Genomic DNA, 23,323 nt, shown 5'->3' with positions numbered 1-23,323 from the left:
CACCGGCCCGCCGCTGTTGTCAGTGGCAGCGGATAGCCTTGCGGCAGTCAGTGATCACCGCAGAGAGGGGAGGGGCGCGGTGCGCGTACTCGGGGTGGACCCCGGCCTGACCCGATGCGGAGTCGGCGTCGTCGAGGGGGTGGCCGGCCGGCCCCTCACCATGGTCGGCGTGGGTGTCGTACGCACGCCCGCGGACGCCGAACTGGGGCACCGTCTCGTCGCGATCGAGCAGGGCATCGAGGCCTGGCTGGACGAACACCGGCCCGAATTCGTCGCCGTGGAGCGGGTGTTCAGCCAGCACAACGTACGGACCGTGATGGGCACCGCCCAGGCCAGCGCCGTCGCCATGCTCTGCGCCGCCCGCCGCGGCATCCCCGTCGCCCTGCACACCCCCAGCGAGGTCAAGGCGGCCGTCACCGGCAGCGGACGCGCCGACAAGGCCCAGGTCGGCGCCATGGTCACCCGGCTCCTACGGCTCGATGCGCCCCCCAAGCCCGCCGACGCCGCGGACGCCCTCGCTCTCGCCATCTGCCACATCTGGCGCGCCCCCGCGCAGAACCGACTCCAGCAGGCCGTGGCCCTGCACGCAGCCCAGGCGGCCAAGGCGGCCCAGGCATCATCGAAAGGCCGTATCGCATGATCGCGTTCGTCAGCGGCCCGGTCGCCGCCCTCGCGCCCGACTCCGCCGTGGTCGAGGTGGGCGGGATCGGCATCGCCGTCCAGTGCACGCCCAACACCCTCTCCGGGCTGCGCATGGGCCAGCAGACCAAGCTCGCCACCTCCCTGGTGGTACGGGAGGACTCCCTCACCCTGTACGGCTTCGTGGACGACGACGAACGCCAGGTCTTCGAGCTGCTGCAGACGGCGAGCGGGGTCGGCCCCCGCCTCGCCCAGGCGATGCTGGCCGTGCACAGCCCGGACGCTCTGCGCCGTGCCATCGCCACCAGTGACGAAAAAGCCCTGACCGCCGTCCCCGGCATCGGCAAGAAGGGCGCCCAGAAGCTGCTGCTGGAACTCAAGGACCGGCTCGGCGAACCGGTCGGCGCCCCCGCGGTCGGCGCCCCCGTCACCCAGGGCTGGCGCGACCAGCTGCACGCCGCGCTCATCGGCCTGGGATACGCCACCCGCGAGGCCGACGAGGCCGTGACCGCCGTGGCGCCGCAGGCCGAGGCGGCCGAGGGCACCCCGCAGGTCGGCCAGTTGCTGAAGGCGGCCCTGCAGACCCTCAACCGCGCCCGCTGACCACCCCGAACCCGAGGCACACCACATGAACTGGGACGACACCACCGACACCTCCGCCGAGCGGCTCGTCGGTGCGTCCGCCGACCGTGAGGACCAGGCCGTCGAGGCCGCCCTGCGCCCCAAGGACCTGGGCGAGTTCATCGGCCAGGAGAAGGTCCGTGAGCAGCTCGACCTGGTGCTGCGCGCCGCCCGCGCGCGCGGCGCCACCGCCGACCACGTGCTCCTCTCCGGCGCCCCCGGCCTCGGCAAGACCACCCTCTCGATGATCATCGCGGCGGAGATGGGCGCCCCCATCCGCATCACCAGCGGACCCGCCATCCAGCACGCCGGCGACCTGGCCGCGATCCTGTCCTCCCTCCAGGAGGGCGAGGTCCTCTTCCTCGACGAGATCCACCGCATGTCCCGGCCCGCCGAGGAGATGCTGTACATGGCCATGGAGGACTTCCGCGTCGACGTCATCGTCGGCAAGGGCCCCGGCGCCACCGCGATCCCGCTCGAACTGCCCCCCTTCACCCTGGTCGGCGCCACCACCCGCGCGGGTCTGCTGCCGCCCCCGCTGCGCGACCGCTTCGGCTTCACCGCGCACATGGAGTTCTACGAGCCCGCCGAGCTGGAGCGCGTCATCCACCGCTCCGCGAACCTGCTGGACGTCGAGATCCAGGCCGACGGCGCCGCCGAGATCGCCGGCCGCTCCCGCGGCACGCCCCGCATCGCCAACCGCCTGCTGCGCCGCGTCCGGGACTACGCCCAGGTCAAGGCCGACGGGCTCATCACACGGGACATCGCGGCCGCGGCCCTCGCGGTGTACGAAGTTGACGCCCGGGGCCTGGACCGCCTCGACCGCGGTGTACTGGAGGCGCTGCTGAAGCTGTTCGGCGGCGGACCGGTCGGCCTGTCCACGCTCGCCGTAGCGGTGGGGGAGGAGCGCGAGACCGTCGAAGAGGTCGCCGAGCCCTTCCTCGTACGGGAGGGGCTGCTGGCCCGCACCCCGCGCGGCCGGGTGGCCACGCCCGCCGCATGGGCGCATCTCGGCCTCACCCCGCCCCGCTCCGCCACTGCGGGAAACGGACAACAGGACCTGTTCGGGACGTGATGCCATTGTGACGGCGTCGGCATTGGCCGGGTAAGGAACCCAGGTGCCATGCTGAGCGTTGTTCCATGCGCGCGGACTCGCTTAGACTCCGCCGATGCCGCCTTTGTCGGCGGTATACATACCCCCATCCATGAGGCCGCTCTCCATCGCGGTCGTGCGAAGGAAACTCCGTCCCGTGAATATCACCATGCTCCTCCCGTTCATCGTGCTCATCGGGGCCATGTTCCTCATGACCCGTTCGGCCAAGCGCAAGCAGCAGCAGGCCCAGCAGATGCGGAACGAGATGCAGCCCGGCAGCGGCGTCCGCACGATCGGGGGCATGTACGCGACGGTCAAGGAGGTCAACGAGGACACGGTCCTCCTCGACGCCGGCCCGGGCGTCGACCTCCTCTTCGCGAAGAACGCCATCGGTTCCGTGCTCAGCGATGACGAGTACAACCGCATCGTGCACGGCATCGAGCACGACCTGAAGTCCGACACCGACGTCGTCCCGGACGACGCCTCCTCCCTCACCGAGACCGACGACTCCGCCGACGAAGCTGCCGCCGCCTCCGACGACAAGTCCGTCGACCTCGGCAAGAAGGACGCGACCGAGGAGCCGGCCGACGAGACCGCCGCCACGGAGACGAAGTCGGACGAGGAGACGAAGAAGACCGACGGCGACTCCGACGCGAAGTAGTCATGTCCCGGGGCGCGCGGCCGACCTCGCGCGCCCCGGGACGTGTCGTCTCGCACACGGGGATCCCGACACCATGTCATGGCCGACACCGCGCTGACCCGGCGCGGAGCGGCCCGAGAGGGAGTACGAGAAGGTGGCAGCACCTAAAAAGGGCCGAAGCGCGAGCGCCCAGAGCAAGCCAGGACGCTCGCTGGCCCTCATTCTGATCGCCATCGTGGCGCTCACCGGTGGAATGTTCGCCTCCGGGAACACCACTCCGCGCCTCGGCATCGACCTGGCCGGTGGTACGAGCATCACCCTTCAGGCGGTGAACGAGCCGGGCCAGCCCAACGCGATCAACAAGACCAACATGGACACCGCGGTCGCCATCATGAACCGCCGTGTCAACGGTCTGGGCGTGTCCGAGACGGAGGTGCAGACCCAGGGCAGCAGCAACATCATCGTCAACATCCCCCGGGGCACGAACTCCAAGGAAGCGCGCGACCAGGTCGGCACCACCGCCAAGCTGTACTTCCGTCCGGTGCTCACCACCGAGGTCTCCGGCGGCTCCGCGACGGCCAGCCCGTCGCCCAGCGCCTCCGGCAGCCCCTCGGCCAAGGCCACCGCCAAGGGTCAGAAGGCCACCGGCACGTCGACCCCCTCGTCCTCCGCGAGCCCGTCGGCCACGGCCACCTCGCAGGGCCGCGTCGTCACCGACGCCCTCAAGGCGAGTCCGACGCCGAGCGCCACCGCCTCCTCCGGCTCGAAGTCGTCCGCCAGTCCCACCCCGTCGGCGAGCGGCAGCTCGGCCGCGAGCGACGCGGTCGCCAAGCTGCAGGCGCAGTACGCCGCCCTCGACTGCACCAAGAAGGCGGCTCAGACCACCGCCGGCAAGAACGCCAAGGCCACCGAGTCCACCGTGGCCTGCGGCAAGAACTCCTCGGGCCAGTGGCAGAAGTACATCCTCGGCCCCGCCGCCGTCGACGGCACGGACGTGAAGAAGGCCCAGGCCGTCTTCAACACCCAGAGCAGCGCCGGCTGGACCGTCACCATGGAGTTCACCTCCAAGGGCGCCAAGAAGTTCGGTGACATCACCGGTCAGCTGGCCAAGAACCAGCCCCCGCAGAACCAGTTCGCGATCGTCCTCGACGGCAACGTCGTCTCCGACCCGCGTGTCTCGGAGGCGCTGACCGGCGGCAGCGCGGAGATCACCGGCAGCTTCAGCCAGCAGGAGGCCCAGGGCCTCGCCAACATGCTGTCCTACGGCGCGCTCCCGCTCTCCTTCAAGGAGCAGAGCGTGACCACCGTGACGGCCGCGCTCGGCGGTGAGCAGCTGCACGCCGGTCTGATCGCGGGCGCGATCGGCCTGGGTCTGGTCATCATCTACCTGCTCGCCTTCTACCGCGGGCTGTCGATCGTCGCGATTCCCTCGCTGCTGGTGTCCGCGATCCTCACCTACGTGATCATGTCGCTGCTCGGCCCCACGATCCACTTCGCGCTGAACCTGCCGGCCGTCTGCGGCGCCATCGTCGCCATCGGTATCACCGCGGACTCGTTCATCGTGTTCTTCGAACGCATCCGGGACGAGATCCGCGAGGGCCGCACCCTGCGTCCCGCCGTCGAGCGGGCCTGGCCGCGGGCCCGGCGCACCATCCTGGTTTCCGACTTCGTGTCGTTCCTGGCCGCCGCGGTGCTCTTCATCGTGACCGTCGGCAAGGTGCAGGGCTTCGCGTTCACGCTCGGTCTGACCACCGTGCTCGACGTGGTCGTCGTCTTCTTCTTCACCAAGCCGCTGATGACGCTCCTCGCCCGACGCAAGTTCTTCGCGAGCGGCCACAAGTGGTCGGGACTCGACCCGAAGGGCCTGGGCGCCAAGGCCCCCCTGCGCCGCACCCGCCGTCCCTCCGGCCCCGTCGCGGGCCCTGTCGACCCGAAGGAAGCGTGAGCGATGTCGAAACTCGGCAACCTCGGCGCCCGACTCCACCGCGGCGAGATCAGCTACGACTTCGTCGGCAAGCGCAAGATCTGGTACGGCATCTCCATCCTGATCACCATCACGGCCATCGTCGGCCTGGCGGTGCGTGGCCTGAACATGGGCATCGACTTCCAGGGCGGCGCCGTCTTCACCACCGGCAAGACCAGTGTCTCGGTGGCGCAGGCGGAGACCTACGCGGCTCGCGCGGCCGGCCATGACGCGGTGGTGCAGAAGCTCGGCACCGGCGGCCTGCGCATCCAGATCGCGGGCATGGACACCGAGAAGTCGGACGCCACCAAGGCCGAGCTGGCCAAGGACATGAAGATGTCCCCCGAGTCCATCGCCGCCGACCTGGTCGGCCCGAGCTGGGGTGACCAGATCGCCAACAAGGCCTGGGAGGGCCTGGGCATCTTCATGGTCCTCGTGGTGATCTACCTGGCGATCGCCTTCGAGTGGCGGATGGCGCTCGCGGCCCTGGTCGCGCTGATCCACGACATCACCATCACGACCGGTATCTACGCCCTGGTCGGCTTCGAGGTCACGCCCGGCACGGTCATCGGTCTGCTGACGATCCTCGGTTACTCGCTCTACGACACGGTCGTCGTCTTCGACAGCCTCAAGGAGCAGACCAAGGACATCACCAAGCAGACCCGGTTCACCTACAGCGACATCGCCAACAGGTCGATCAACGGCACCCTCGTCCGCTCGATCAACACGACGGTCGTCGCGCTGCTGCCGGTCGCGGGCCTGCTGTTCATCGGCGGTGGCTTCCTCGGCGCGGGAACCCTCAACGACATCTCGCTGTCGCTGTTCGTCGGCCTCGCGGCCGGTGCGTACTCCTCGATCTTCATCGCCACGCCGCTCGTCGCCGACCTCAAGGAGCGCGAGCCGCAGATGAAGGCGCTCAAGAAGCGCGTCCTGGCCAAGCGCGCCCAGGCCGCCGCTCAGGACGAGCAGCCGGGCACGGTGGACGAAGGCTACGCCGACGAGCCCGAGGACGCCGCCGCGGCGGTCGTCGGCCCGCGCCACCAGCCCGCGTCCCGCGGCCGCGGCCGTGGCCGTCCTTCGGGGAAGCGCCGATGACCGACATCCAGGAGCTGCTGCTCAGCCGTATCCGCGATGTCGCGGACTATCCGGAGCCGGGCGTGATGTTCAAGGACATCACGCCGCTCCTGGCGGACCCGGCGGCTTTCACGGCGCTCACCGACGCGCTCGCCGAGGTCGCGGCGAACACGGGCGCCACCAAGGTCGTCGGCCTGGAGGCCCGCGGCTTCATCCTCGGCGCCCCGGTCGCCGTCCGGGCCGGCCTCGGCTTCATCCCCGTGCGCAAGGCGGGCAAGCTCCCCGGAGCGACCCTTGCCCAGGCGTACGACCTGGAGTACGGCTCGGCGGAGATCGAGGTCCACGCGGAGGACCTGTCGGCCGACGACCGGATCCTCATCATCGACGACGTCCTCGCCACCGGCGGGACCGCCGAGGCCTCGATCCGGCTGATCCGCCGGGCGGGCGCCGAGGTCGCGGGTCTGGCCGTCCTCATGGAGCTGGGATTCCTGGGCGGCCGTGCTCGCCTGGAGCCCGCCCTCAAGGGTGCTCCGCTGGAGGCCGTACTCACCCTCTGAGTCGGGTTCCGGAAACGATGCGGCCCCGAGTGCGCGCTTGTCGCACTCGGGGCCGCTTCGTGTTCCCTGCTATTGCCGAAATCGGTTGACGGCTAAATCAGCAGTCTTCGATGTCGTTGCTTATGATGGTGCCGGGCTTCTTGAGGTGACCCTTCTCATCGCCTCCGGCGGTGATGCGGTGCAGGGAGTTCACCTGGCCGTCCTTCCACCAGACACACAGGTGCTTCGTCGTGCTGCACGTGTTGTGGTAGTAGATGGTGGTCGTCGTGGTCCCGTCGGCCCAGGACCAGTTGAAGCACCCCGAGGTCCCCCGATGCGTCGACATGGGGGCCGCCGTCGCCGCCTGGGCGGGGAGTGCGAAGGCCGCACTCATACCGACCGCCAGAGCCGCAGCCGCCACTGTCTTGCCAAGCATTCTCATGCTCATCCCGTTTCTTTTTTCTTTAGAAGCGGAATTGGTCATATTCCGCTTCTGGGTCGAAGTGGATCTTATGCGGCGCCCGATGCCCGAGTCAACAGAATTAATTTCTCTGGTTTTTCCGCTCTGTCCAATTAGTGACTTTCCGGGAAAAGCTTTCCGATTCCTTTGCAGGCTCGTGGAATGCGGCGGCGCCCGCCCGTGTTACGCGTGTAGACCACCGTCACATCGGCCTGAAGGCGATCCTGAGGCCCGGGATCGCTACCATGGGTCCTCCGGAGCCTGACCGGGGGACCCGGATCGCGCACGAGGAGTCCTCTTGCCAGACGAGGCCCAGCACCTGACCGCCGCCAAGCCCGAGTCCGCCTCGGCTGCCGCGGCCAAGCCCGCGCCGACCGAACCGGTCGCCAAGAACGACACCCGCGGGCCGGTCGAGCACGCCCAGTCGGCGCCCGTCGACAAGTCGGCCGAAGAGTCCCGCCCCAAGCCGGCCCCGTCCGACAGCCCGGTGCCCACGGCCCCGGCGGTGCGCCCGAACACCGGTCAGCCCGCCCGCTCCGGCTCCTCCAACCGCGTCCGCGCCCGCCTCGCCCGACTCGGCGTCCAGCGCTCCAACCCGTACAACCCGGTGCTCGAGCCGCTGCTGCGGATAGTGCGCAGCAACGACCCGAAGATCGAGACGGCCACGCTCCGCAAGATCGAGACGGCCTACCAGGTCGCCGAGCGCTGGCACCGCGGCCAGAAGCGCAAGAGCGGCGACCCGTACATCACGCACCCCCTCGCGGTGACCACGATCCTCGCCGAGCTGGGCATGGATCCGGCCACGCTGATGGCGGGCCTGCTGCACGACACCGTCGAGGACACCGAGTACGGCCTCGACCAGCTCCGCCGCGACTTCGGCGACTCCGTCGCGCTGCTCGTCGACGGCGTCACGAAGCTGGACAAGGTCAAGTTCGGCGAGGCCGCGCAGGCCGAGACCGTGCGCAAGATGGTCGTGGCGATGGCCAAGGACCCGCGCGTCCTGGTCATCAAGCTCGCCGACCGCCTGCACAACATGCGCACCATGCGCTACCTCAAGCGCGAGAAGCAGGAGAAGAAGGCGCGCGAGACGCTGGAGATCTACGCGCCCCTGGCCCACCGGCTCGGCATGAACACCATCAAGTGGGAGCTGGAGGACCTCGCCTTCGCGATCCTCTATCCCAAGATGTACGACGAGATCGTACGGCTGGTGGCCGAGCGGGCGCCGAAGCGTGACGAGTACCTGGCCATAGTGACCGACGAGGTGCAGCAGGACCTGCGCGCGGCCCGGATCAAGGCGACTGTCACCGGGCGACCGAAGCACTACTACAGCGTCTACCAGAAGATGATCGTCCGCGGCCGTGACTTCGCGGAGATCTACGACCTGGTCGGCATCCGCGTCCTCGTGGACACCGTCCGCGACTGCTACGCGGCCCTCGGCACCGTGCATGCGCGATGGAACCCGGTCCCCGGCCGGTTCAAGGACTACATCGCGATGCCGAAGTTCAACATGTACCAGTCGCTGCACACGACGGTCATCGGCCCCAACGGCAAGCCGGTCGAGCTGCAGATCCGCACCTTCGACATGCACCGCCGCGCCGAGTACGGCATCGCCGCGCACTGGAAGTACAAGCAGGAGGCCGTCGCCGGTGCCTCCAAGGTGCGCACCGACGTGCCCAAGGCGGGCAAGAAGGACGACCACCTCAACGACATGGCGTGGCTGCGCCAGCTGCTGGACTGGCAGAAGGAGACCGAGGACCCGGGCGAGTTCCTGGAGTCCCTGCGCTTCGACCTGTCCCGCAACGAGGTCTTCGTCTTCACCCCCAAGGGCGACGTCATAGCCCTCCCGGCGGGTGCCACCCCGGTTGACTTCGCGTACGCGGTCCACACGGAGGTCGGCCACCGGACGATAGGAGCGCGGGTCAACGGCAGGCTCGTACCGCTCGAGTCGACGCTCGACAACGGCGACCTGGTGGAGGTCTTCACCTCCAAGGCGGCCGGCGCCGGCCCGTCCCGCGACTGGCTGGGCTTCGTCAAGTCGCCGCGCGCCCGCAACAAGATCCGGGCGTGGTTCTCCAAGGAGCGCCGCGACGAGGCGATCGAGCAGGGCAAGGACGCCATCGTCCGCGCGATGCGCAAGCAGAACCTGCCGATCCAGCGCATCCTCACCGGCGACTCGCTGGTCACGCTCGCCCACGAGATGCGCTACTCCGACATCTCCGCCCTGTACGCGGCGATCGGCGAGGGCCATGTCTCCGCGCAGAACATCGTGCAGAAGCTCGTCTCGGCGCTCGGCGGCGAGGAGGCGGCCACCGAGGAGATCGACGAGTCGGTCCCGCCGACCCGAAGCCGCCGCAAGCGCCGCTCCAGCGCCGACCCCGGCGTCATCGTCAAGGGCGTCGAGGACGTGTGGGTCAAACTGGCCCGGTGCTGCACGCCCGTCCCCGGCGACCCGATCATCGGTTTCGTCACCCGGGGTAGTGGCGTATCGGTTCACCGCAGCGACTGCGTCAACGTGGAGTCACTGTCCCGCGAGCCCGAGCGCATCCTCGAGGTCGAGTGGGCGCCCACCCAGTCCTCGGTCTTCCTGGTCGCCATCCAGGTCGAGGCCCTGGACCGCTCCCGGCTGCTGTCCGACGTCACCCGCGTCCTGTCCGACCAGCACGTCAACATCCTCTCGGCGGCCGTCCAGACCTCCCGCGACCGCGTCGCCACCTCGCGCTTCACCTTCGAGATGGGCGACCCCAAGCACCTTGGCCACGTCCTGAAGGCCGTACGAGGCGTCGAGGGCGTCTACGACGTGTACCGGGTGACCTCGGCGCGCAACCGCTCCTAGAGAGCACGAGAAGGGCCCCGTACGCGATGTACGGGGCCCTTCTCGTCTTGTAGCGGCCTGGGGACTAGCCGCCGAACTCCTGCAGGCCCTTGAGCGCCTGGTCCAGCAGGGCCTGGCGGCCCTCCAGCTCACGCTCGAGCTTGTCGGCCTTGGCGGTGTTGCCCTGGGCGCGCGCCTGCTCGATCTGGCCCCGGAGCTTGTCCACCGCGGCCTGGAGCTGGCCGGTCAGACCCTCGGCACGCGCGCGCGCCTCCGGGTTGGTCCGGCGCCACTCGGCCTCCTCGGCCTCCTGGATGGCGCGCTCGACCGCGTGCATCCGGCCCTCGACCTTCGGGCGGGCGTCGCGCGGCACGTGGCCGATGGCCTCCCAGCGCTCGTTGACCGAGCGGAACGCGGCCCGCGCGGCCCGGAGGTCCGTCACCGGGAGGATCTTCTCGGCCTCCTCGGCCAGCTCCTCCTTCAGCTTCAGGTTCTCCGACTGCTCCGCGTCGCGCTCGGCGAAGACCGAGCTGCGGGCGGCGAAGAACACGTCCTGGGCGCCGCGGAAGCGGTTCCACAGGTCGTCCTCGTGCTCGCGCTGCGCCCGACCCGCGGCCTTCCACTCGGCCATCAGCTCGCGGTAGCGGGCCGCCGTCGGACCCCAGTCCGTCGAACCCGACAGCGCCTCCGCCTCGGAGACCAGCCGTTCCTTGGTCCGGCGGGCCTCCTCGCGCTGCGCGTCCAGCGCCGCGAAGTGCGACTTGCGTCGCTTGGAGAACGCCGAACGGGCGTGCGAGAAGCGATGCCACAGCTCGTCGTCCGACTTGCGGTCCAGCCGCGGCAGGCCCTTCCAGGTGTCCACCAGTGCCCGCAGCCGCTCACCGGCGGCCCGCCACTGGTCGGACTGCGCCAGCTGCTCCGCCTCGGCGACCAGCTCCTCCTTGGCGTGCCGCGCCTGGTCGGACTGCTTGGCCCGCTGCTGCTTGCGCTCCTCCCGGCGGGCCTCGACGGTCTGTACGAGCTTGTCCAGCCGCTGCCGCAGCGCGTCCAGGTCGCCCACCGCGTGGTGGGCGTCGACCTGCTCGCGGATGTGGTCGATGGCCGCCTGGGCGTCCTTCGCGGACAGATCGGTGGTCTTCACCCGCTTCTCGAGGAGGCCGATCTCCACAACCAGGCCCTCGTACTTGCGCTCGAAGTAGGCCAGCGCCTCCTCGGGGGAGCCGGCCTGCCAGGAGCCGACGACCTGCTCGCCGTCGGCCGTACGCACGTACACGGTCCCCGTCTCGTCGACGCGGCCCCACGGGTCGCTGCTCACAGCGCCTCCTCCACATGATGCCTGCGAGGGGCCTCACTGCCCCCGGGCATCGTCCACAGTTTCGTCACGGCCAACATAGGCGACGTGCGGGCGGCCTGTCCGCACCCGCACGACCGAAATTTCGCACCTCGGGGTCGGGATGAGGTGCTCAAAGACTCAGGACTTGGTGACCGTGGCCTTGTTGATCACGACCGTGGCGTTCGGCGCGCCGTCGCCCTGACCCGTGCTCTCGCCCGCGGCGGCGATCTTCTTGAGAACCTTCATGCCCGACGCGGACACGGTACCGAACGGTGTGTAGCTGGGCGGCAACTGACTGTCCTGGTAGACGAGGAAGAACTGGCTGCCGCCGGTGTGCTTCTGCCCGGTGTTCGCCATCGCGACCGTGCCCGCCGGGTAGACACCGCCCTTCAGGCTTTTGTCCTTCAGGTTCTCGTCCGGGATCGTGTAGCCGGGACCGCCGCTGCCACTGCCCGTCGGGTCGCCGCACTGCAGCACGTAGATGCCGTTGGTGGTGAGCCGGTGGCACTTCGTGTGGTCGAAGAAGCCCTTCGAGGCGAGGAAGTCGAAGGAGTTCACGGTGTGCGGGGCCGCCGACGTCTTCAGCGCGATGTCTATGTCACCGCACGTCGTGGCGAGCTTCATCGTGTACTTCGCCGACTTGTCGATCGTCATCGCCGGCTCCTTCTTCCAGCTGAGCTTCTCCACGGAGCCCTTGGCGGCCTTCTCGCACGGGTCCGGCGCCTTGCTGGTGGGCGTGGCGCTCGGGGTGGTCTGCGAGCTGGCGTTGGCCTTGTCGTCGCCCTTCATCACCCCGGTCGTGTACAGGGCCACGCTGCCGATCAGGATCACGCCGAGCACCGACGCGATCACCGAGTTGCGCATGCGTGCCTTGCGCCGCGCCTCCGTACGCCGCTGCTGCTGCCGCAGAAACTTCTCGCGCGCGAGCTGCCGCTTCCGCTGTTCCTGGCTGACCACCGGGTTTTCTCCTCATGCGTCTCGTACGCCGACTGGGACGCGTGCGTCTTGTGAGCCGACCGCCTGCGTGTGCCCCGTACCGTATATGGGTTCGCTGAGGATTCGGCAGCGCCGGTAGGCTCTGGCAGTGGCTGCGGCCGTTCGTTCCGGCCACCGCAGCCGCCCGTACCGACACAACGAAGGACGATCGTGCTCATTGCCGGGTTCCCCGCCGGGGCCTGGGGGACGAACTGTTATCTCGTCGCCCCCGCCGCCGGTGAGGAGTGCGTGATCATCGACCCGGGCCATCAGGCCGCCGAAGGAGTCGAGGAAGCGCTGAAGAAGCATCGGCTCAAGCCCGTCGCCGTCGTCCTCACCCATGGCCACATCGACCATGTGGCCTCGGTCGTCCCGGTGTGCGGCGCGCACGACGTGCCCGCCTGGATCCACCCCGAGGACCGCTACATGATGGCGGACCCCGAGAAGGCGCTCGGCCGTTCCATCGGGATGCCGCTCATGGGCGAGCTCACCGTGGGGGAGCCGGACGACGTCAGGGAGCTGGCCGACGGTGCGCAACTGGCGCTGGCGGGACTGGAGTTCTCCGTCGCGCACGCGCCGGGCCATACCAAGGGGTCGGTGACTTTCCGGATGCCCGAGACGACCGACGTCCCGTCGGTGTTCTTCTCCGGGGATCTGCTCTTCGCCGGCTCCATCGGACGCACCGACCTGCCCGGCGGTGACATGGCCGAGATGCTCGACTCGCTGGCCCGCGTGTGCCTGCCGCTCGACGACTCGACCGTGGTGCTGTCCGGCCACGGCCCCCAGACGACCATCGGCCAGGAGCGCGCCACCAACCCGTATCTGCGGCAGGTGGCCGCCGGCCAGGGAGCCGCCGAGGCTCCCCGACGAGGAATGTGACGAGAGACTTCGTGAGCACCTTTCAGGCCCCCAAGGGCACGTACGACCTGATCCCGCCGGACTCCGCGAAGTTCCTGGCGGTGCGCGAGGCGATCGCCGCCCCGCTGCGCGCCGCCGGCTACGGCTACATCGAGACCCCCGGCTTCGAGAACGTCGAACTCTTCGCGCGCGGTGTCGGCGAGTCCACCGACATCGTGACGAAGGAGATGTACGCCTTCGAGACCAAGGGCGGCGACAGGCTCGCCCTGCGCCCCGAGGGCACCGCCTCCGTGCTGCGCGCGGCCCTGGAAGCCAACCTGCACAAGACGGGCAACCTCCCGGTCAAGCTCTGGTACTCCGGCTCGTACTACCGCTACGAGCGCCCGCAGAAGGGCCGTTACCGCCACTTCTCGCAGGTCGGCGCCGAGGCGATCGGCGCGGAGGACCCCGCGCTCGACGCCGAGCTGATCATCCTGGCCGACCAGGCGTACCGCTCGCTGGGCCTCAGCGACTTCCGCATCCTGCTCAACAGCCTCGGCGACAAGGAGTGCCGTCCGGTCTACCGGGCCGCGCTGCAGGACTTCCTGCGCGGGCTCGACCTCGACGAGGACACCCTGCGCCGCGCCGAGATCAACCCGCTGCGCGTCCTGGACGACAAGCGCGAGTCGGTGCAGAAGCAGCTCGGCGACGCGCCGCTGCTGCGCGACTACCTCTGCGACGCCTGCAAGGCGTACCACGAAGAGGTTCGCGAGCTGATCACGGCGGCGGGCGTGGCCTTCGAGGACGACCCCAAGCTGGTGCGCGGCCTGGACTACTACACCCGTACGACCTTCGAGTTCGTGCACGACGGTCTGGGCTCCCAGTCCGCGGTGGGCGGCGGCGGCCGCTACGACGGACTGTCGGAGATGATCGGCGGCCCCGCGCTGCCGTCCGTCGGCTGGGCCCTCGGCGTCGACCGCACGGTCCTGGCCCTGGAGGCGGAGGGCGTCGAGCTCGAACTGCCCTCCACCACCAGCGTGTTCGCGGTGCCGCTCGGCGAGGAGGCCCGCCGGGTCCTCTTCGCGAAGGTCACCGAACTGCGCAAGGTCGGCGTCGCCGCGGACTTCTCCTTCGGCGGCAAGGGCCTCAAGGGCGCGATGAAGAACGCCAACCGCAGCGGCGCCCGCTACGCGATCGTGGCCGGCGAACGCGACCTCGCCGAGGGCGTCGTCCAGCTCAAGGACATGGAGTCCGGCGAGCAGATGGCCATCGGCGTGAACGAGATCGTGGCGGAGCTGGAGTCACGGCTCGGCTGAGAACGGCGACAGGGCGCCGGAGCCTCGCTCCGGCGCCCCCGCGCTACTCCAACAACCCGAACCGCATCGCGCTCGTCACCGCGGCCGTGCGGTCGTCGACGCCCAATTTGCCGAAGACACGCAGCAGATGGGTTTTCACCGTGGACTCGCCTATGAACAGGCGGCGGCCGATCTCCGCGTTCGTGCAGCCTTCCGCCACCAGGCGCAGCACCGCCGTCTCGCGCTCCGACAGGCGGGGGCGCTCCGGTTTCGTCCGCAGCTGGTCCACCAGTCGTGCCGCGACCGACGGGGCCAGTACGGTCTCGCCGCGCGCGGCCGCCCGTACCGCCTCCGCCAGTTCACCGCGTGGCATGTCCTTGAGCAGGTAGCCGGCGGCCCCGGCCTCCACGGCCCGCAGGATGTCCCGGTCCGTCTCGTACGTCGTCAGGACGACCACCCGGCAGGCCAGGCCCGCCTCACTCATCCGCACGATCGAGTCGACGCCCCCGCCGCCCGGCATCCGGAGGTCCATCAGGACGATGTCGGGCCGCAGTTCAGCCGCGAGCGCCTCCGCCTGCGGGCCGTTCGCCGCGTCGGCGACCACGTCGAGGTCCGGTTCGGCGCTGAGCATCGCCCGCAGACCTTCGCGCACGACGGGATGGTCGTCGGCGAGGACGATACGGATCACGGGTGACTCCTCACAGCAGACGCAGACGCCGACGCAGATAGGGGCAGGCTGACCGTCACCGTCGTGCCGAACCCCGGCGCGCTGTCGATCCGTGCCGTGCCGCCGACCTCGGTGGCCCGGGCCCGCAGCCCCGACAGGCCGTAACCGTCGCAGGGGGCACCCGGGTCGAAGCCGCGGCCGTCGTCGCGTACCAGAAGCGTGAGCGCGTCGTCGGCGTATGTCAGCTCGATGCTCACCGTGGCCGAACTCCCGGCGTGCTTACGGGCGTTGGCCAGCGCCTCCTGGCAGGCGCGCAGGGCCACCACCTCGGGGCCGGCCGGCAGCGTGCGCACGGGACCGCGCACCCGGAGCGCCGCCTCGTGGCGGGCCGCCAGGCGGCGCAGGGCGTCCGGGAGGGAGGCACCGTCGAGGTCGGCCGGTGCGGCGCCGGCGACCAGGGCGCGCGCCTCGGCGAGGTTCTGCCGGGCCGTCTCGTCCATCAGGGCGAGGTGACGGCGGGCCTCGGGCAGGTCGTGGTCCAGTTCCGCCTCCACCGCCTGGACCAGCATCAGCAGGCTCGTGAAGCCCTGTGCCAGGGTGTCGTGGATCTCCCGGGCCATCCGCTCCCGCTCGGCCAGGGCGCCGTGCGCGGCGGACAGACGGGAGATCTCGTGCCGACTGGCGTCGAGTTCGGCGATCAGCTCGGCCCGCTCCTCACTCTGCTCGATGATCCGGATGATCCAACTGCCCACCAGTGTCGAGAAGCCCAAACTGACCAGCACGGACAGCGAGTTGCCCAGCAGGTCCCTGCCGCCCGGGTGCCACAGCAGCGCCCAGCCGACGACCGGCGCGACATTGATCAGGGTGACGGCGACGAGCGCCCGGCGCATCCGCAGCGCCATGAAGCACTGAGGTACGAGCGCGAACGCCATCAACCGCGTCTCGCCGGCCAGCACCGCCGACGGCAGGAACAGCGCCATCGTCCCGCTCAGATACCGCAGCGCCCGGCGCTCGTCCGGCTGCGCCTCCTGCAACAGGGCACGCCCCAGGGCGATGTACCAGGGCACGAGGGGCACGAGCAGCCCGGCGGCGACCGAGCGCACCGGCCCCTGCGACCCCCCGCCGACGAGAACGAAGGTCAAGGTGGCGGCCCAGGCGATGGCGAAGTAGGCGTCCCAGAGCCGGATCGTGCGGTCCCAGGCGTGGTCGCCGCGGGCCGCGCCACGGCCGGTCAGCCGTCGCGCCGCTCCTTCCAGCGAAAGGTCAGCAGACACAGCACCAATCCTCCGACGCACCAGGCCGCCAGTACCAGGGCGACCTTCCCGAACTCCCAGCTCCCGGCCTGCTCCAGGACCTGTGCCGAGTCCGGCAGGAAGACGCCCCGAAGACCCTGGCACAGCCATTTCAGCGGGAACAGGGCACCGACGTTCAGCATCCACTCGGGGATCGTGTCGATGGAGATGTACACCCCGGAGACGAACTGCAGGACCAGGAAGGGCAGTACGACCACCGAGCTCGCGCTCTTCGCCGACCCGGGCACCGAGCTGATCGCGATGCCGAGCAGCGAGCAGCCCGTCAGCCCGAGCACGAAGATCCAGCCGAAGTCGAACCAGCGGGACGCGTCCGACGGCAGCCGCACCCCGTAGAAGGCGGTGCCGGCGAACAGCAGGATCGCCGTCTCCACGACACCGGTGAACAGAACCAGCCAGATCTTGCCCAGGAAGTACGCGGCCGGCGGCATCGGCGTGCCCCGCAGCCGGCGCAGTACCTTCTCGTCGCGTTCCACGGCGATCGAGATGCCCAGCGACTGGAAGCTGGTCGACATGATGCCCGAGGCCATCATCGCGGGGACGTACAGCTGGGAGGCGTTCACACCCGAGCCGCGTACGTCGTCGTGGAAGATCGCCGCGAACAGGAACAGGAAGACGACAGGGAAGGAGAAGGTGAAGACGACCTGGTCGCGCTGGCGGAAGAACTGCCTGATCTCCAGCGCCCCACGGCTCAGCCCCAGGGCCCACGCCCCGGGCAGCCGCCCGGTCCGAGCCCCGGCCCGGGCCGCCACGGCGGTCGTGGTCATCGCGCGTCCTCCTGTCCGGTCAGCTGGAGGTAGACGTCCTCCAGGGTGGGGCGGGTCACCAGCAGCCCCGGGATCTCGCCGTCGAAGCGGCGCATGAGCTCGGAGACCGTCCTGGTCGGGGTGTCGGTGCGCTCGCGGCGGGCGGTGCCGTCGGCCTCCGTCCACTCGACCGTGGCCCCGGTGCCGTACCGCTCCCGGAGGGCGGCGGGCTCGCCCTCGGCCACCACGCGGCCCCGGGCGACCACCGCGAGCCGGTCGGCCAGGGCCTCCGCCTCCTCCAGGTAGTGCGTGGTCAGCACGATCGTCGTGCCCTCGCCGGCCAGCAGCCGGATCAGGTCCCAGAACATGCGGCGGGCGGCCGGGTCGAAGCCGGTCGTCGGCTCGTCCAGGAGCAGCAGTTCCGGATCGCCGATCACCCCCAGGGCCACGTCGAGACGGCGGCGCTGGCCGCCCGACAGCGCCTTGATCCGGCTGCCCGCCTTCGCCTCCAGGCCCACCAGGGCGATGACCTCCTCGGGGTCGCGCGGCGCGGGGTAGTAGCGCGCGAAATGCCGCACCGTCTCGTGGACCGTCAACTCAGCGGGCGCCGATTCGTCCTGCCAGACGATTCCCACACGCGACCTCCACACGCGCGTGCCGGTCGCCGGATCGGACCCGAGCACCGACACCTCGCCCGCGTCCCGGCCGCGGTTTCCCTGGAGGATCTCCACGGTGGTGCTCTTGCCCGCGCCATTGGGTCCGAGCAGGCCGAACACCTCACCGCGCCGGATGCCGAGGTCGATGCCGTCCACCGCGGTCACGTCCCCGTACCGCTTGCGCAGCCCCCGAACATCCACCGCGAGTTCGTTCACGTGTGCCGTCATGCCGTCGAGCCTCGTCCGGAACCGAACGCTCAGGGACGACCGTGCGTACTTCCTTATGTCCATCGAACGGTGGACAGGGTGCCGGGTGCGGCAGAATGGCCCGTGCCCGATGAAGGTCCATCTCCCCAGCAGACGGAATCGACGTGATGAGCAAGACCACAGTCAAAGACGTCTCCACCGAGCCCGAGCCGAGCAACGCGGCGGCCTCCGAGACGCGCACGGTCGGCGGCAGTCGCGCCTTCGCCCTGCTGCTGATCATCACCGGCGCGGCCGGGCTGCTCGCCGCGTGGGTCATCACGATCGACAAGTTCAAGCTCCTCGAGGCCAAGGTCGCGGGCAAGACCTTCACCCCGGGCTGCAGCCTCAACCCGGTCGTCTCCTGCGGCAGCGTGATGGAGTCCAAGCAGGCCGCCGCGTTCGGGTTCCCCAACCCGATGCTCGGCCTGGTCGCCTACGGCATCGTCATCTGCGTCGGCATGAGCCTGCTGGCCCGCGCCCGCTTCCCGCGCTGGTACTGGCTGACCTTCAACTTCGGCACGCTCTTCGGGGTGGCCTTCTGCACCTGGCTGCAGTTCCAGTCGCTGTACCGCATCAACGCGCTGTGCCTGTGGTGCTCGCTGGCCTGGGTCGCGACGATCACCATGTTCTGGTACGTGACCTCGTTCAACGTCCGCAACGACTTCCTGCCGGCCCCTCGCTGGCTGAAGGGCTTCTTCGGCGAGTTCACCTGGGTCCTGCCCGTCCTGCACGTCGGCATCATCGGCATGCTGGTCCTGACCCGCTGGTGGGACTTCTGGACCAGCTGACCCCGCGCCCCACGGGGCCCGGAAGGATTGTCAGTGCGGTGATTTAGGGTTTCATCGTGGAGCCCGACCTGTTCACCGCAGCCGCAGAAGAACGCCAGGAGAAGGATCCGGCAGGAAGCCCCCTGGCGGTTCGGATGCGCCCGCGCACCCTCGACGAGGTGGTGGGCCAGCAGCACCTGCTCAAGCCCGGCTCGCCCCTGCGCCGCCTCGTCGGCGAGGGCGCGGGCGGCCCGGCCGGACCGTCCTCGGTGATCCTGTGGGGCCCGCCCGGCACCGGCAAGACGACTCTCGCGTACGTCGTCTCCAAAGCCACCGACAAGCGCTTCGTCGAACTGTCGGCGATCACCGCGGGCGTCAAGGAGGTCCGCGCGGTCATCGACGGCGCCCGCCGCGCCACCGGCGGATACGGCAAGGAGACCGTCCTCTTCCTGGACGAGATCCACCGCTTCAGCAAGGCCCAGCAGGACTCCCTGCTGCCCGCGGTGGAGAACCGCTGGGTGACGCTGATCGCGGCGACCACCGAGAACCCGTACTTCTCGGTGATCTCCCCGCTGCTGTCCCGCTCCCTCCTGCTCACCCTCGAACCCCTCACCGACGACGACGTCCGCGGACTGCTCAGGCGGGCACTGAGCGACGAGCGCGGCCTGAAGGACGCCGTCGCCCTCCCCGAGGACACCGAGGACCACCTCCTGCGCATCGCCGGCGGCGACGCCCGCCGGGCCCTGACCGCCCTGGAGGCCGCCGCGGGCGCCGCCCTCGACAAGGGCGAGACGGAGATCTCCCTGACCACCCTCGAGGAGACCGTCGACCGGGCGGCGGTCAAGTACGACCGCGACGGCGACCAGCACTACGACGTCGCCAGCGCCCTGATCAAGTCCATCAGGGGCTCGGACGTCGACGCCGCCCTGCACTACCTGGCCCGCATGATCGAGGCCGGCGAGGACCCCCGCTTCATCGCCCGCCGCCTGATGATCTCCGCCAGCGAGGACATCGGCCTGGCCGACCCGGGCGCCCTGCCGATCGCCGTGGCCGCCGCCCAGGCCGTCGCCATGATCGGCTTCCCCGAGGCCGCCCTCACCCTCAGCCATGCCACCATCGCCCTCGCCCTGGCCCCCAAGTCCAACTCCGCGACGACCGCGATCGGCGCCGCCCTGGACGACGTACGCAAGGGACTGGCGGGAGCCGTGCCGCCGCATCTGCGCGACGGGCACTACAAGGGCGCCGCCAAGCTCGGCCACGCGCAGGGATACGTCTACCCGCACGACCTGGCCGAGGGCATCGCCGAGCAGCAGTACGCCCCGGACGCCCTCAAGGACCGCGAGTACTACACCCCGACCCGGCACGGGGCGGAGGCACGGTACGCGGACGCCGTGGAGTGGACCAGGACCCACCTCGGTCGGAAGCGCCCATGAGAACCCTGTAGACTTCGCCGGAGTGCCGAGTCCCGCGCAGTCAGAGCGGGACATCCGGCCGGAACCCCCAGCGGGTTCCAGGAGCGTCGCGCACCGTTCGAATGGTGTCGCGGGCAGCCCACCACCACTCGTCGCGAGGCGGGAGAGGTCGGTGGGCCACTCGCGTGCTGCACGTATGTGCCCAGACCAGGGGAGCGGCTGCCCACCGAGTCCACCAGGACGCGGAGGGTTTCCCCGGCTGCGGATGCGACCTCCCTCAACCCTGACGAGCCGAATATCAGAAGGAAGAAAGAGACAGTGGCGAACCAGCCCCGCCCCAAGGTCAAGAAGTCGCGTGCCCTCGGCATCGCGCTGACCCCGAAGGCCGTCAAGTACTTCGAGGCCCGCCCCTACCCGCCGGGTGAGCACGGCCGTGGCCGCAAGCAGAACTCGGACTACAAGGTCCGTCTGCTGGAGAAGCAGCGTCTGCGCGCGCAGTACGACGTCTCCGAGCGCCAGCTGGTCCGTGCCTACGAGCGTGCCTCCAAGGTGCAGGGCAAGACCGGTGAGGCCCTGATCGTGGAGCTCGAGCGCCGTCTCGACGCCCTGGTCCTGCGTTCGGGCATCGCCCGCACCATCTACCAGGCCCGTCAGATGGTCGTTCACGGCCACATCGAGGTCAACGGCCAGAAGGTCGACAAGCCGTCGTTCCGCGTCCGTCCCGACGACGTCGTGATGGTCCGCGAGCGCAGCCGCGAGAAGACCCTCTTCCAGATCGCCCGTGAGGGCGGCTTCGCCCCCGACGGCGAGACCCCGCGCTACCTGCAGGTGAACCTCAAGGCCCTGGCGTTCCGCCTGGACCGCGAGCCGAACCGCAAGGAAGTTCCGGTCATCTGCGACGAGCAGCTCGTCGTCGAGTACTACGCCCGCTGATCCTCGGCAGGCGGCAGTACCACCTCAGCCCGCCGTCTCCCCGCCCTTCCGGGTGCGGGAGGCGGCGGGTTCGTGCGTCTGCGCGCTCGCCGTGGCGTACCGCGCGGGTTCCCGCGGCGACGGCATGGCCCCCAGGGGCCGCTCCAGCGCCCGCGACACCGCGTCCTCCCGCACCAGCCGCGCCCCTTCCCGTACGCACTCCTCGTACCGCTCGTCGCCGAGCCGCTGTCTGGCCGTCGCCTCGCACAGCTGGTGCGGGGCGTTGAAGTGGGCCGAGCCGAACAGCGGCAGCCCCACCGACGGCCACATCCGGGCCGCCGCGCCCTGGAGCACCGCCGCCTCGGCGGCATCGCCCTCCACCACCGTGACCAGGGCCAGCAGCTCGACCGCCAGCACCGAGCCGAGCAGGTCGTGGAAGGCGTGGGCGGCGGTGAGGCAGTCGCCGAGCAGGGCGCGGGCCCGGGCCGGATCGCCGTCGGCCCAGGCCGCGTACGCCAGGACGTACAGCGCGTAGGTGCGCGCCCAGCGCTCGCCGTGGTCCTCGCAGACCCGGCGCACGTCCTCGCACATCCGCACCGCGCCCGGCAGATCGCCCCGGAAGGCACGCGTCATCGCCAGCTCGACCCGGCCCATCAGCACATTGCTGTTGAGCTCGCCGATCTCCTCGTAGCGTTCCAGCGCCGAGCGCAGCAGTCGCTCCGCGCGCGGCATGTCGTCCGTGACCAGCGCCAGACAGCCGGTGCGGTGCTCCGCGTACGCCACCGCCGTCGCGTCCCCGCAGCGCTCCGCCGCCTCCCGGCACTCCGCCAGCGCCGCCAGCGCGGCCACCGGGTCGCCCTGCAGGACCGCCACGTAACCGAGCACCCACAGGGCCTTCAGCCGCGAGCGGTCGTGGCCCGAGTCCAGCTCCACGACCTGCTCCAGCCAGTGCCGCCCCTCGGCCAGCCGCCCGCAGCCGACCCAGCAGAACCACAGCGAGCCCCCGAGGTACTGGCCCAGATGGGCCTCCTCCGGCTCGGTGAGGCAGTGCTCCAGGGCGCAGCGCAGGTTGGGCAGCTCCGCCTCCACCCGCGCGGCCACCTCGGCCTGGCGCGGCGAGAACCAGTCCAGCTCGCACCAGATCGCCAGGCCCAGGTACCAGTCCCGGTGCCGCCGCCGCAGCCTGGTTGCGTCCCCCGTCGCCTCCAGCCAGTCGGCTCCGTACTCCCGTACGGTGTCCAGCATCCTGTAGCGCACCCCGGCCGGCGTCTCCTCCCGCGCGATCACCGACTGCGCGAGCAGCTCCGTCAGTACGTCGAGGACGTCGTCCGCGTCGAGACCGTGCCCGCCGCACACGTACTCGACGGCCTCCAGGTCGAAGCGCCCGGCGAACACCGACAGCCTCGCCCACAGCAACCGCTCGCGCGGTGTGCACAGTTCATGGCTCCAGCCGATCGCCAGACGCAGCGTCCGGTGCCGGGGGAGCCCGTCCCGGCCGCCGCCGGTCAGCAGGCGGAACCGGTCCTCCAGCCGCTCCAGCAACTGGCCGGGCGACAGCGCCCGCAGCCTGCCCGCCGCCAGCTCGATCGCGAGCGGAATCCCGTCCAGACGCCGGCACAGCGCGCGCACGTCCCGGTCCTCCGTGACCGGCACGGCGTGCAGCGCGGCCCGCTCGGTGAACAGCTCCACCGCCTCGTCCTCGCCGAGCGGCGCCAGCGGGAACACCCGCTCTCCCGGCACACCCAGCGGACGGCGCCCCGCCGCGAGCACCCGGAGCCCGGGAACGGACCGCAGCAACTCGCCCACCAGCTCGGCACACGCGTCCACCAGATGCTCGAACCCGTCCAGCACCAGCAGGAGTTGACCCTCGGCGAGATGGGCGAGCAGCGCCTCGCGCGGCGGCCGGGCCGTGTGATCGGTCAGACCCAGCGCTTCCGCGACGGCGTGGTCCACGAACTGCGGATCCCGCACCGACGCCAGCTCCACCCGCCGGACGCCGTCGCGCGCCGCGTGCCGGGCGGCCGCCCGAGCCGCGAGCCGCGACTTGCCGACCCCGCCGGCGCCGGTCACCGTGACCAGCCGCGCGGCGTCGAGTGCCCGCGCCAGCCCGGCGAGTTCGGCCGAGCGCCCCACGAAGGCGTCGAGCTCCTCAGGGAGGTCGCCGTCCGTCGGACCGCCGTCGCGCTGATGTTGCCGCATGGAATACGGAGCGTACTGAACCGTGTTCATTCCGTACAATCTCCTTGCGCAACTCGGCAGCGTGTGGAAGGGAATCCGGTGCGGAGCGCCACCCCTGGCGCGATAGGCTCGGCCTACGACTTTCCAGTGT

Annotated in this window: 21 protein-coding genes; 13 read left to right on the top strand and 8 right to left on the bottom strand. The window is 70.3% G+C overall.

The genetic code is table 11. From position 1 onward, the window contains the following. Positions 1-79: 79 nt before the first annotated feature. The 7 genes from ruvC (at position 80) to FBY22_RS27865 (ending at position 6,587) form a co-directional block, all read left to right on the top strand. On the top strand, positions 80-640 hold the full coding sequence (gene ruvC, locus FBY22_RS27895) for a crossover junction endodeoxyribonuclease RuvC (RefSeq protein ID WP_058926480.1): 561 nt from the start codon (positions 80-82) through the stop codon (positions 638-640). After that, the gene (gene ruvA / locus FBY22_RS27890; protein ID WP_142150511.1) at positions 637-1,242 is read left to right on the top strand and encodes a Holliday junction branch migration protein RuvA; all 606 of its coding nucleotides are present in this window, start codon (positions 637-639) and stop codon (positions 1,240-1,242) included. Before ruvC ends, ruvA begins: the two co-directional genes overlap by 4 nt. Before the next feature lie 25 nt (positions 1,243-1,267). After that, positions 1,268-2,335 carry a Holliday junction branch migration DNA helicase RuvB gene (gene ruvB / locus FBY22_RS27885; RefSeq protein ID WP_058926482.1) on the top strand — a complete coding sequence of 356 codons (1,068 nt, stop codon included), beginning with the start codon at positions 1,268-1,270 and terminating at the stop codon, positions 2,333-2,335. A gap of 187 nt (positions 2,336-2,522) precedes the next feature. Beyond that, positions 2,523-3,014, top strand: a complete 492-nt coding sequence (yajC, locus tag FBY22_RS27880) for a preprotein translocase subunit YajC (RefSeq protein WP_399212556.1) — start codon at positions 2,523-2,525, stop codon at positions 3,012-3,014. 133 nt (positions 3,015-3,147) lie between these two features. Next, positions 3,148-4,938: a protein translocase subunit SecD gene (secD, locus tag FBY22_RS27875; protein WP_142150507.1), complete on the top strand. Its 1,791-nt coding sequence runs from the start codon at positions 3,148-3,150 to the stop codon at positions 4,936-4,938. A 3-nt stretch (positions 4,939-4,941) separates the two neighbouring features. Continuing rightward, complete coding sequence (secF, locus tag FBY22_RS27870; protein WP_142150505.1) at positions 4,942-6,051, top strand: protein translocase subunit SecF; 1,110 nt, start codon at positions 4,942-4,944, stop codon at positions 6,049-6,051. Further along, positions 6,048-6,587, top strand: coding sequence for an adenine phosphoribosyltransferase (locus tag FBY22_RS27865; RefSeq protein WP_142150503.1), 540 nt, complete (start codon positions 6,048-6,050; stop codon positions 6,585-6,587). Before secF ends, FBY22_RS27865 begins: the two co-directional genes overlap by 4 nt. Before the next feature lie 97 nt (positions 6,588-6,684). Here FBY22_RS27865 and FBY22_RS27860 read toward each other — a convergent pair whose 3' ends face one another. Continuing rightward, positions 6,685-7,050, bottom strand: a complete 366-nt coding sequence (locus tag FBY22_RS27860; RefSeq protein WP_142150501.1) for a hypothetical protein — start codon at positions 7,048-7,050, stop codon at positions 6,685-6,687. Between the two features lie 274 nt (positions 7,051-7,324). On the opposite strand from FBY22_RS27860, the gene FBY22_RS27850 reads away from it, so the two are divergent. Then, complete coding sequence (locus tag FBY22_RS27850) at positions 7,325-9,859, top strand: bifunctional (p)ppGpp synthetase/guanosine-3',5'-bis(diphosphate) 3'-pyrophosphohydrolase (RefSeq protein WP_142150497.1); 2,535 nt, start codon at positions 7,325-7,327, stop codon at positions 9,857-9,859. Between the two features lie 64 nt (positions 9,860-9,923). Here the strand turns inward: FBY22_RS27850 and FBY22_RS27845 are convergent, their stop codons facing one another. Next, positions 9,924-11,153: a DUF349 domain-containing protein gene (locus tag FBY22_RS27845; RefSeq protein ID WP_142150495.1), complete on the bottom strand. Its 1,230-nt coding sequence runs from the start codon at positions 11,151-11,153 to the stop codon at positions 9,924-9,926. Between the two features lie 156 nt (positions 11,154-11,309). Then, positions 11,310-12,128 carry a peptidylprolyl isomerase gene (locus FBY22_RS27840; protein ID WP_142150493.1) on the bottom strand — a complete coding sequence of 273 codons (819 nt, stop codon included), beginning with the start codon at positions 12,126-12,128 and terminating at the stop codon, positions 11,310-11,312. A 189-nt stretch (positions 12,129-12,317) separates the two neighbouring features. Between FBY22_RS27840 and FBY22_RS27835 the strand changes: the two genes are divergently transcribed. Then, positions 12,318-13,025, top strand: a complete 708-nt coding sequence (locus FBY22_RS27835) for an MBL fold metallo-hydrolase (protein ID WP_142150491.1) — start codon at positions 12,318-12,320, stop codon at positions 13,023-13,025. Between the two features lie 11 nt (positions 13,026-13,036). After that, a complete protein-coding gene (gene hisS / locus FBY22_RS27830; protein WP_142150489.1) occupies positions 13,037-14,299 on the top strand; it encodes a histidine--tRNA ligase in 1,263 nt (420 codons plus the stop codon). A gap of 43 nt (positions 14,300-14,342) precedes the next feature. Here hisS and FBY22_RS27825 read toward each other — a convergent pair whose 3' ends face one another. From FBY22_RS27825 to FBY22_RS27810, 4 genes are read right to left on the bottom strand one after another with little or no spacing between them, the layout of a single operon-like run. Next, the gene (locus FBY22_RS27825) at positions 14,343-14,966 is read right to left on the bottom strand and encodes a response regulator transcription factor (protein ID WP_142150488.1); all 624 of its coding nucleotides are present in this window, start codon (positions 14,964-14,966) and stop codon (positions 14,343-14,345) included. Next, positions 14,963-16,219 carry a sensor histidine kinase gene (locus tag FBY22_RS27820; protein ID WP_174267275.1) on the bottom strand — a complete coding sequence of 419 codons (1,257 nt, stop codon included), beginning with the start codon at positions 16,217-16,219 and terminating at the stop codon, positions 14,963-14,965. The genes FBY22_RS27825 and FBY22_RS27820 overlap by 4 nt, the downstream gene beginning before the upstream one ends. Further along, entirely contained in the window at positions 16,177-17,022 is an 846-nt protein-coding gene (locus FBY22_RS27815) for an ABC transporter permease (RefSeq protein ID WP_142150486.1), read from the bottom strand. Before FBY22_RS27815 ends, FBY22_RS27820 begins: the two co-directional genes overlap by 43 nt. Then, entirely contained in the window at positions 17,019-17,885 is an 867-nt protein-coding gene (locus FBY22_RS27810) for an ABC transporter ATP-binding protein (RefSeq protein WP_142150484.1), read from the bottom strand. The genes FBY22_RS27815 and FBY22_RS27810 overlap by 4 nt, the downstream gene beginning before the upstream one ends. 146 nt (positions 17,886-18,031) lie before the next feature. Here FBY22_RS27810 and FBY22_RS27805 point away from each other — a divergent pair, with 146 nt between their 5' ends. The 3 genes from FBY22_RS27805 (at position 18,032) to rpsD (ending at position 21,015) form a co-directional block, all read left to right on the top strand. After that, entirely contained in the window at positions 18,032-18,691 is a 660-nt protein-coding gene (locus FBY22_RS27805; protein WP_142150482.1) for a vitamin K epoxide reductase family protein, read from the top strand. Positions 18,692-18,747: 56 nt separating this feature from the next. After that, positions 18,748-20,103 (top strand): replication-associated recombination protein A, encoded by a 1,356-nt coding sequence (locus FBY22_RS27800; RefSeq protein WP_142150480.1) that lies wholly within the window; start codon positions 18,748-18,750, stop codon positions 20,101-20,103. 297 nt (positions 20,104-20,400) lie between these two features. Continuing rightward, a complete protein-coding gene (gene rpsD / locus FBY22_RS27790; protein ID WP_142150476.1) occupies positions 20,401-21,015 on the top strand; it encodes a 30S ribosomal protein S4 in 615 nt (204 codons plus the stop codon). Positions 21,016-21,039: 24 nt separating this feature from the next. On the opposite strand, the gene FBY22_RS27785 is transcribed toward rpsD, so the two are convergent. Further along, entirely contained in the window at positions 21,040-23,193 is a 2,154-nt protein-coding gene (locus FBY22_RS27785; protein ID WP_174267274.1) for an AAA family ATPase, read from the bottom strand. Positions 23,194-23,323: the final 130 nt, after the last annotated feature.

Origin of the sequence: Streptomyces sp. SLBN-31, from assembly GCF_006715395.1 — a bacterium.
GTDB lineage: Bacteria > Actinomycetota > Actinomycetes > Streptomycetales > Streptomycetaceae > Streptomyces.
The sequence above is the reverse complement of the archived record's forward strand: the minus strand, read 5'-3'. Positions and strand labels throughout refer to the sequence as shown.

What these genes read in the sequence shown, in the direction of transcription:
- secF (WP_142150505.1), top strand. Translation starts at nt 4,942, where the DNA reads ATGTCGAAACTCGGCAACCTCGGCGCCCGACTCCACCGCGGCGAGATC.
- FBY22_RS27785 (WP_174267274.1), bottom strand. Translation starts at nt 23,193, where the DNA reads ATGCGGCAACATCAGCGCGACGGCGGTCCGACGGACGGCGACCTCCCT.
- FBY22_RS27815 (WP_142150486.1), bottom strand. Translation starts at nt 17,022, where the DNA reads ATGACCACGACCGCCGTGGCGGCCCGGGCCGGGGCTCGGACCGGGCGG.
- ruvB (WP_058926482.1), top strand. Translation starts at nt 1,268, where the DNA reads ATGAACTGGGACGACACCACCGACACCTCCGCCGAGCGGCTCGTCGGT.
- FBY22_RS27860 (WP_142150501.1), bottom strand. Translation starts at nt 7,050, where the DNA reads ATGACCAATTCCGCTTCTAAAGAAAAAAGAAACGGGATGAGCATGAGA.
- FBY22_RS27865 (WP_142150503.1), top strand. Translation starts at nt 6,048, where the DNA reads ATGACCGACATCCAGGAGCTGCTGCTCAGCCGTATCCGCGATGTCGCG.
- yajC (WP_399212556.1), top strand. Translation starts at nt 2,523, where the DNA reads ATGCTCCTCCCGTTCATCGTGCTCATCGGGGCCATGTTCCTCATGACC.
- FBY22_RS27810 (WP_142150484.1), bottom strand. Translation starts at nt 17,885, where the DNA reads ATGACGGCACACGTGAACGAACTCGCGGTGGATGTTCGGGGGCTGCGC.
- ruvA (WP_142150511.1), top strand. Translation starts at nt 637, where the DNA reads ATGATCGCGTTCGTCAGCGGCCCGGTCGCCGCCCTCGCGCCCGACTCC.
- FBY22_RS27805 (WP_142150482.1), top strand. Translation starts at nt 18,032, where the DNA reads ATGAGCAAGACCACAGTCAAAGACGTCTCCACCGAGCCCGAGCCGAGC.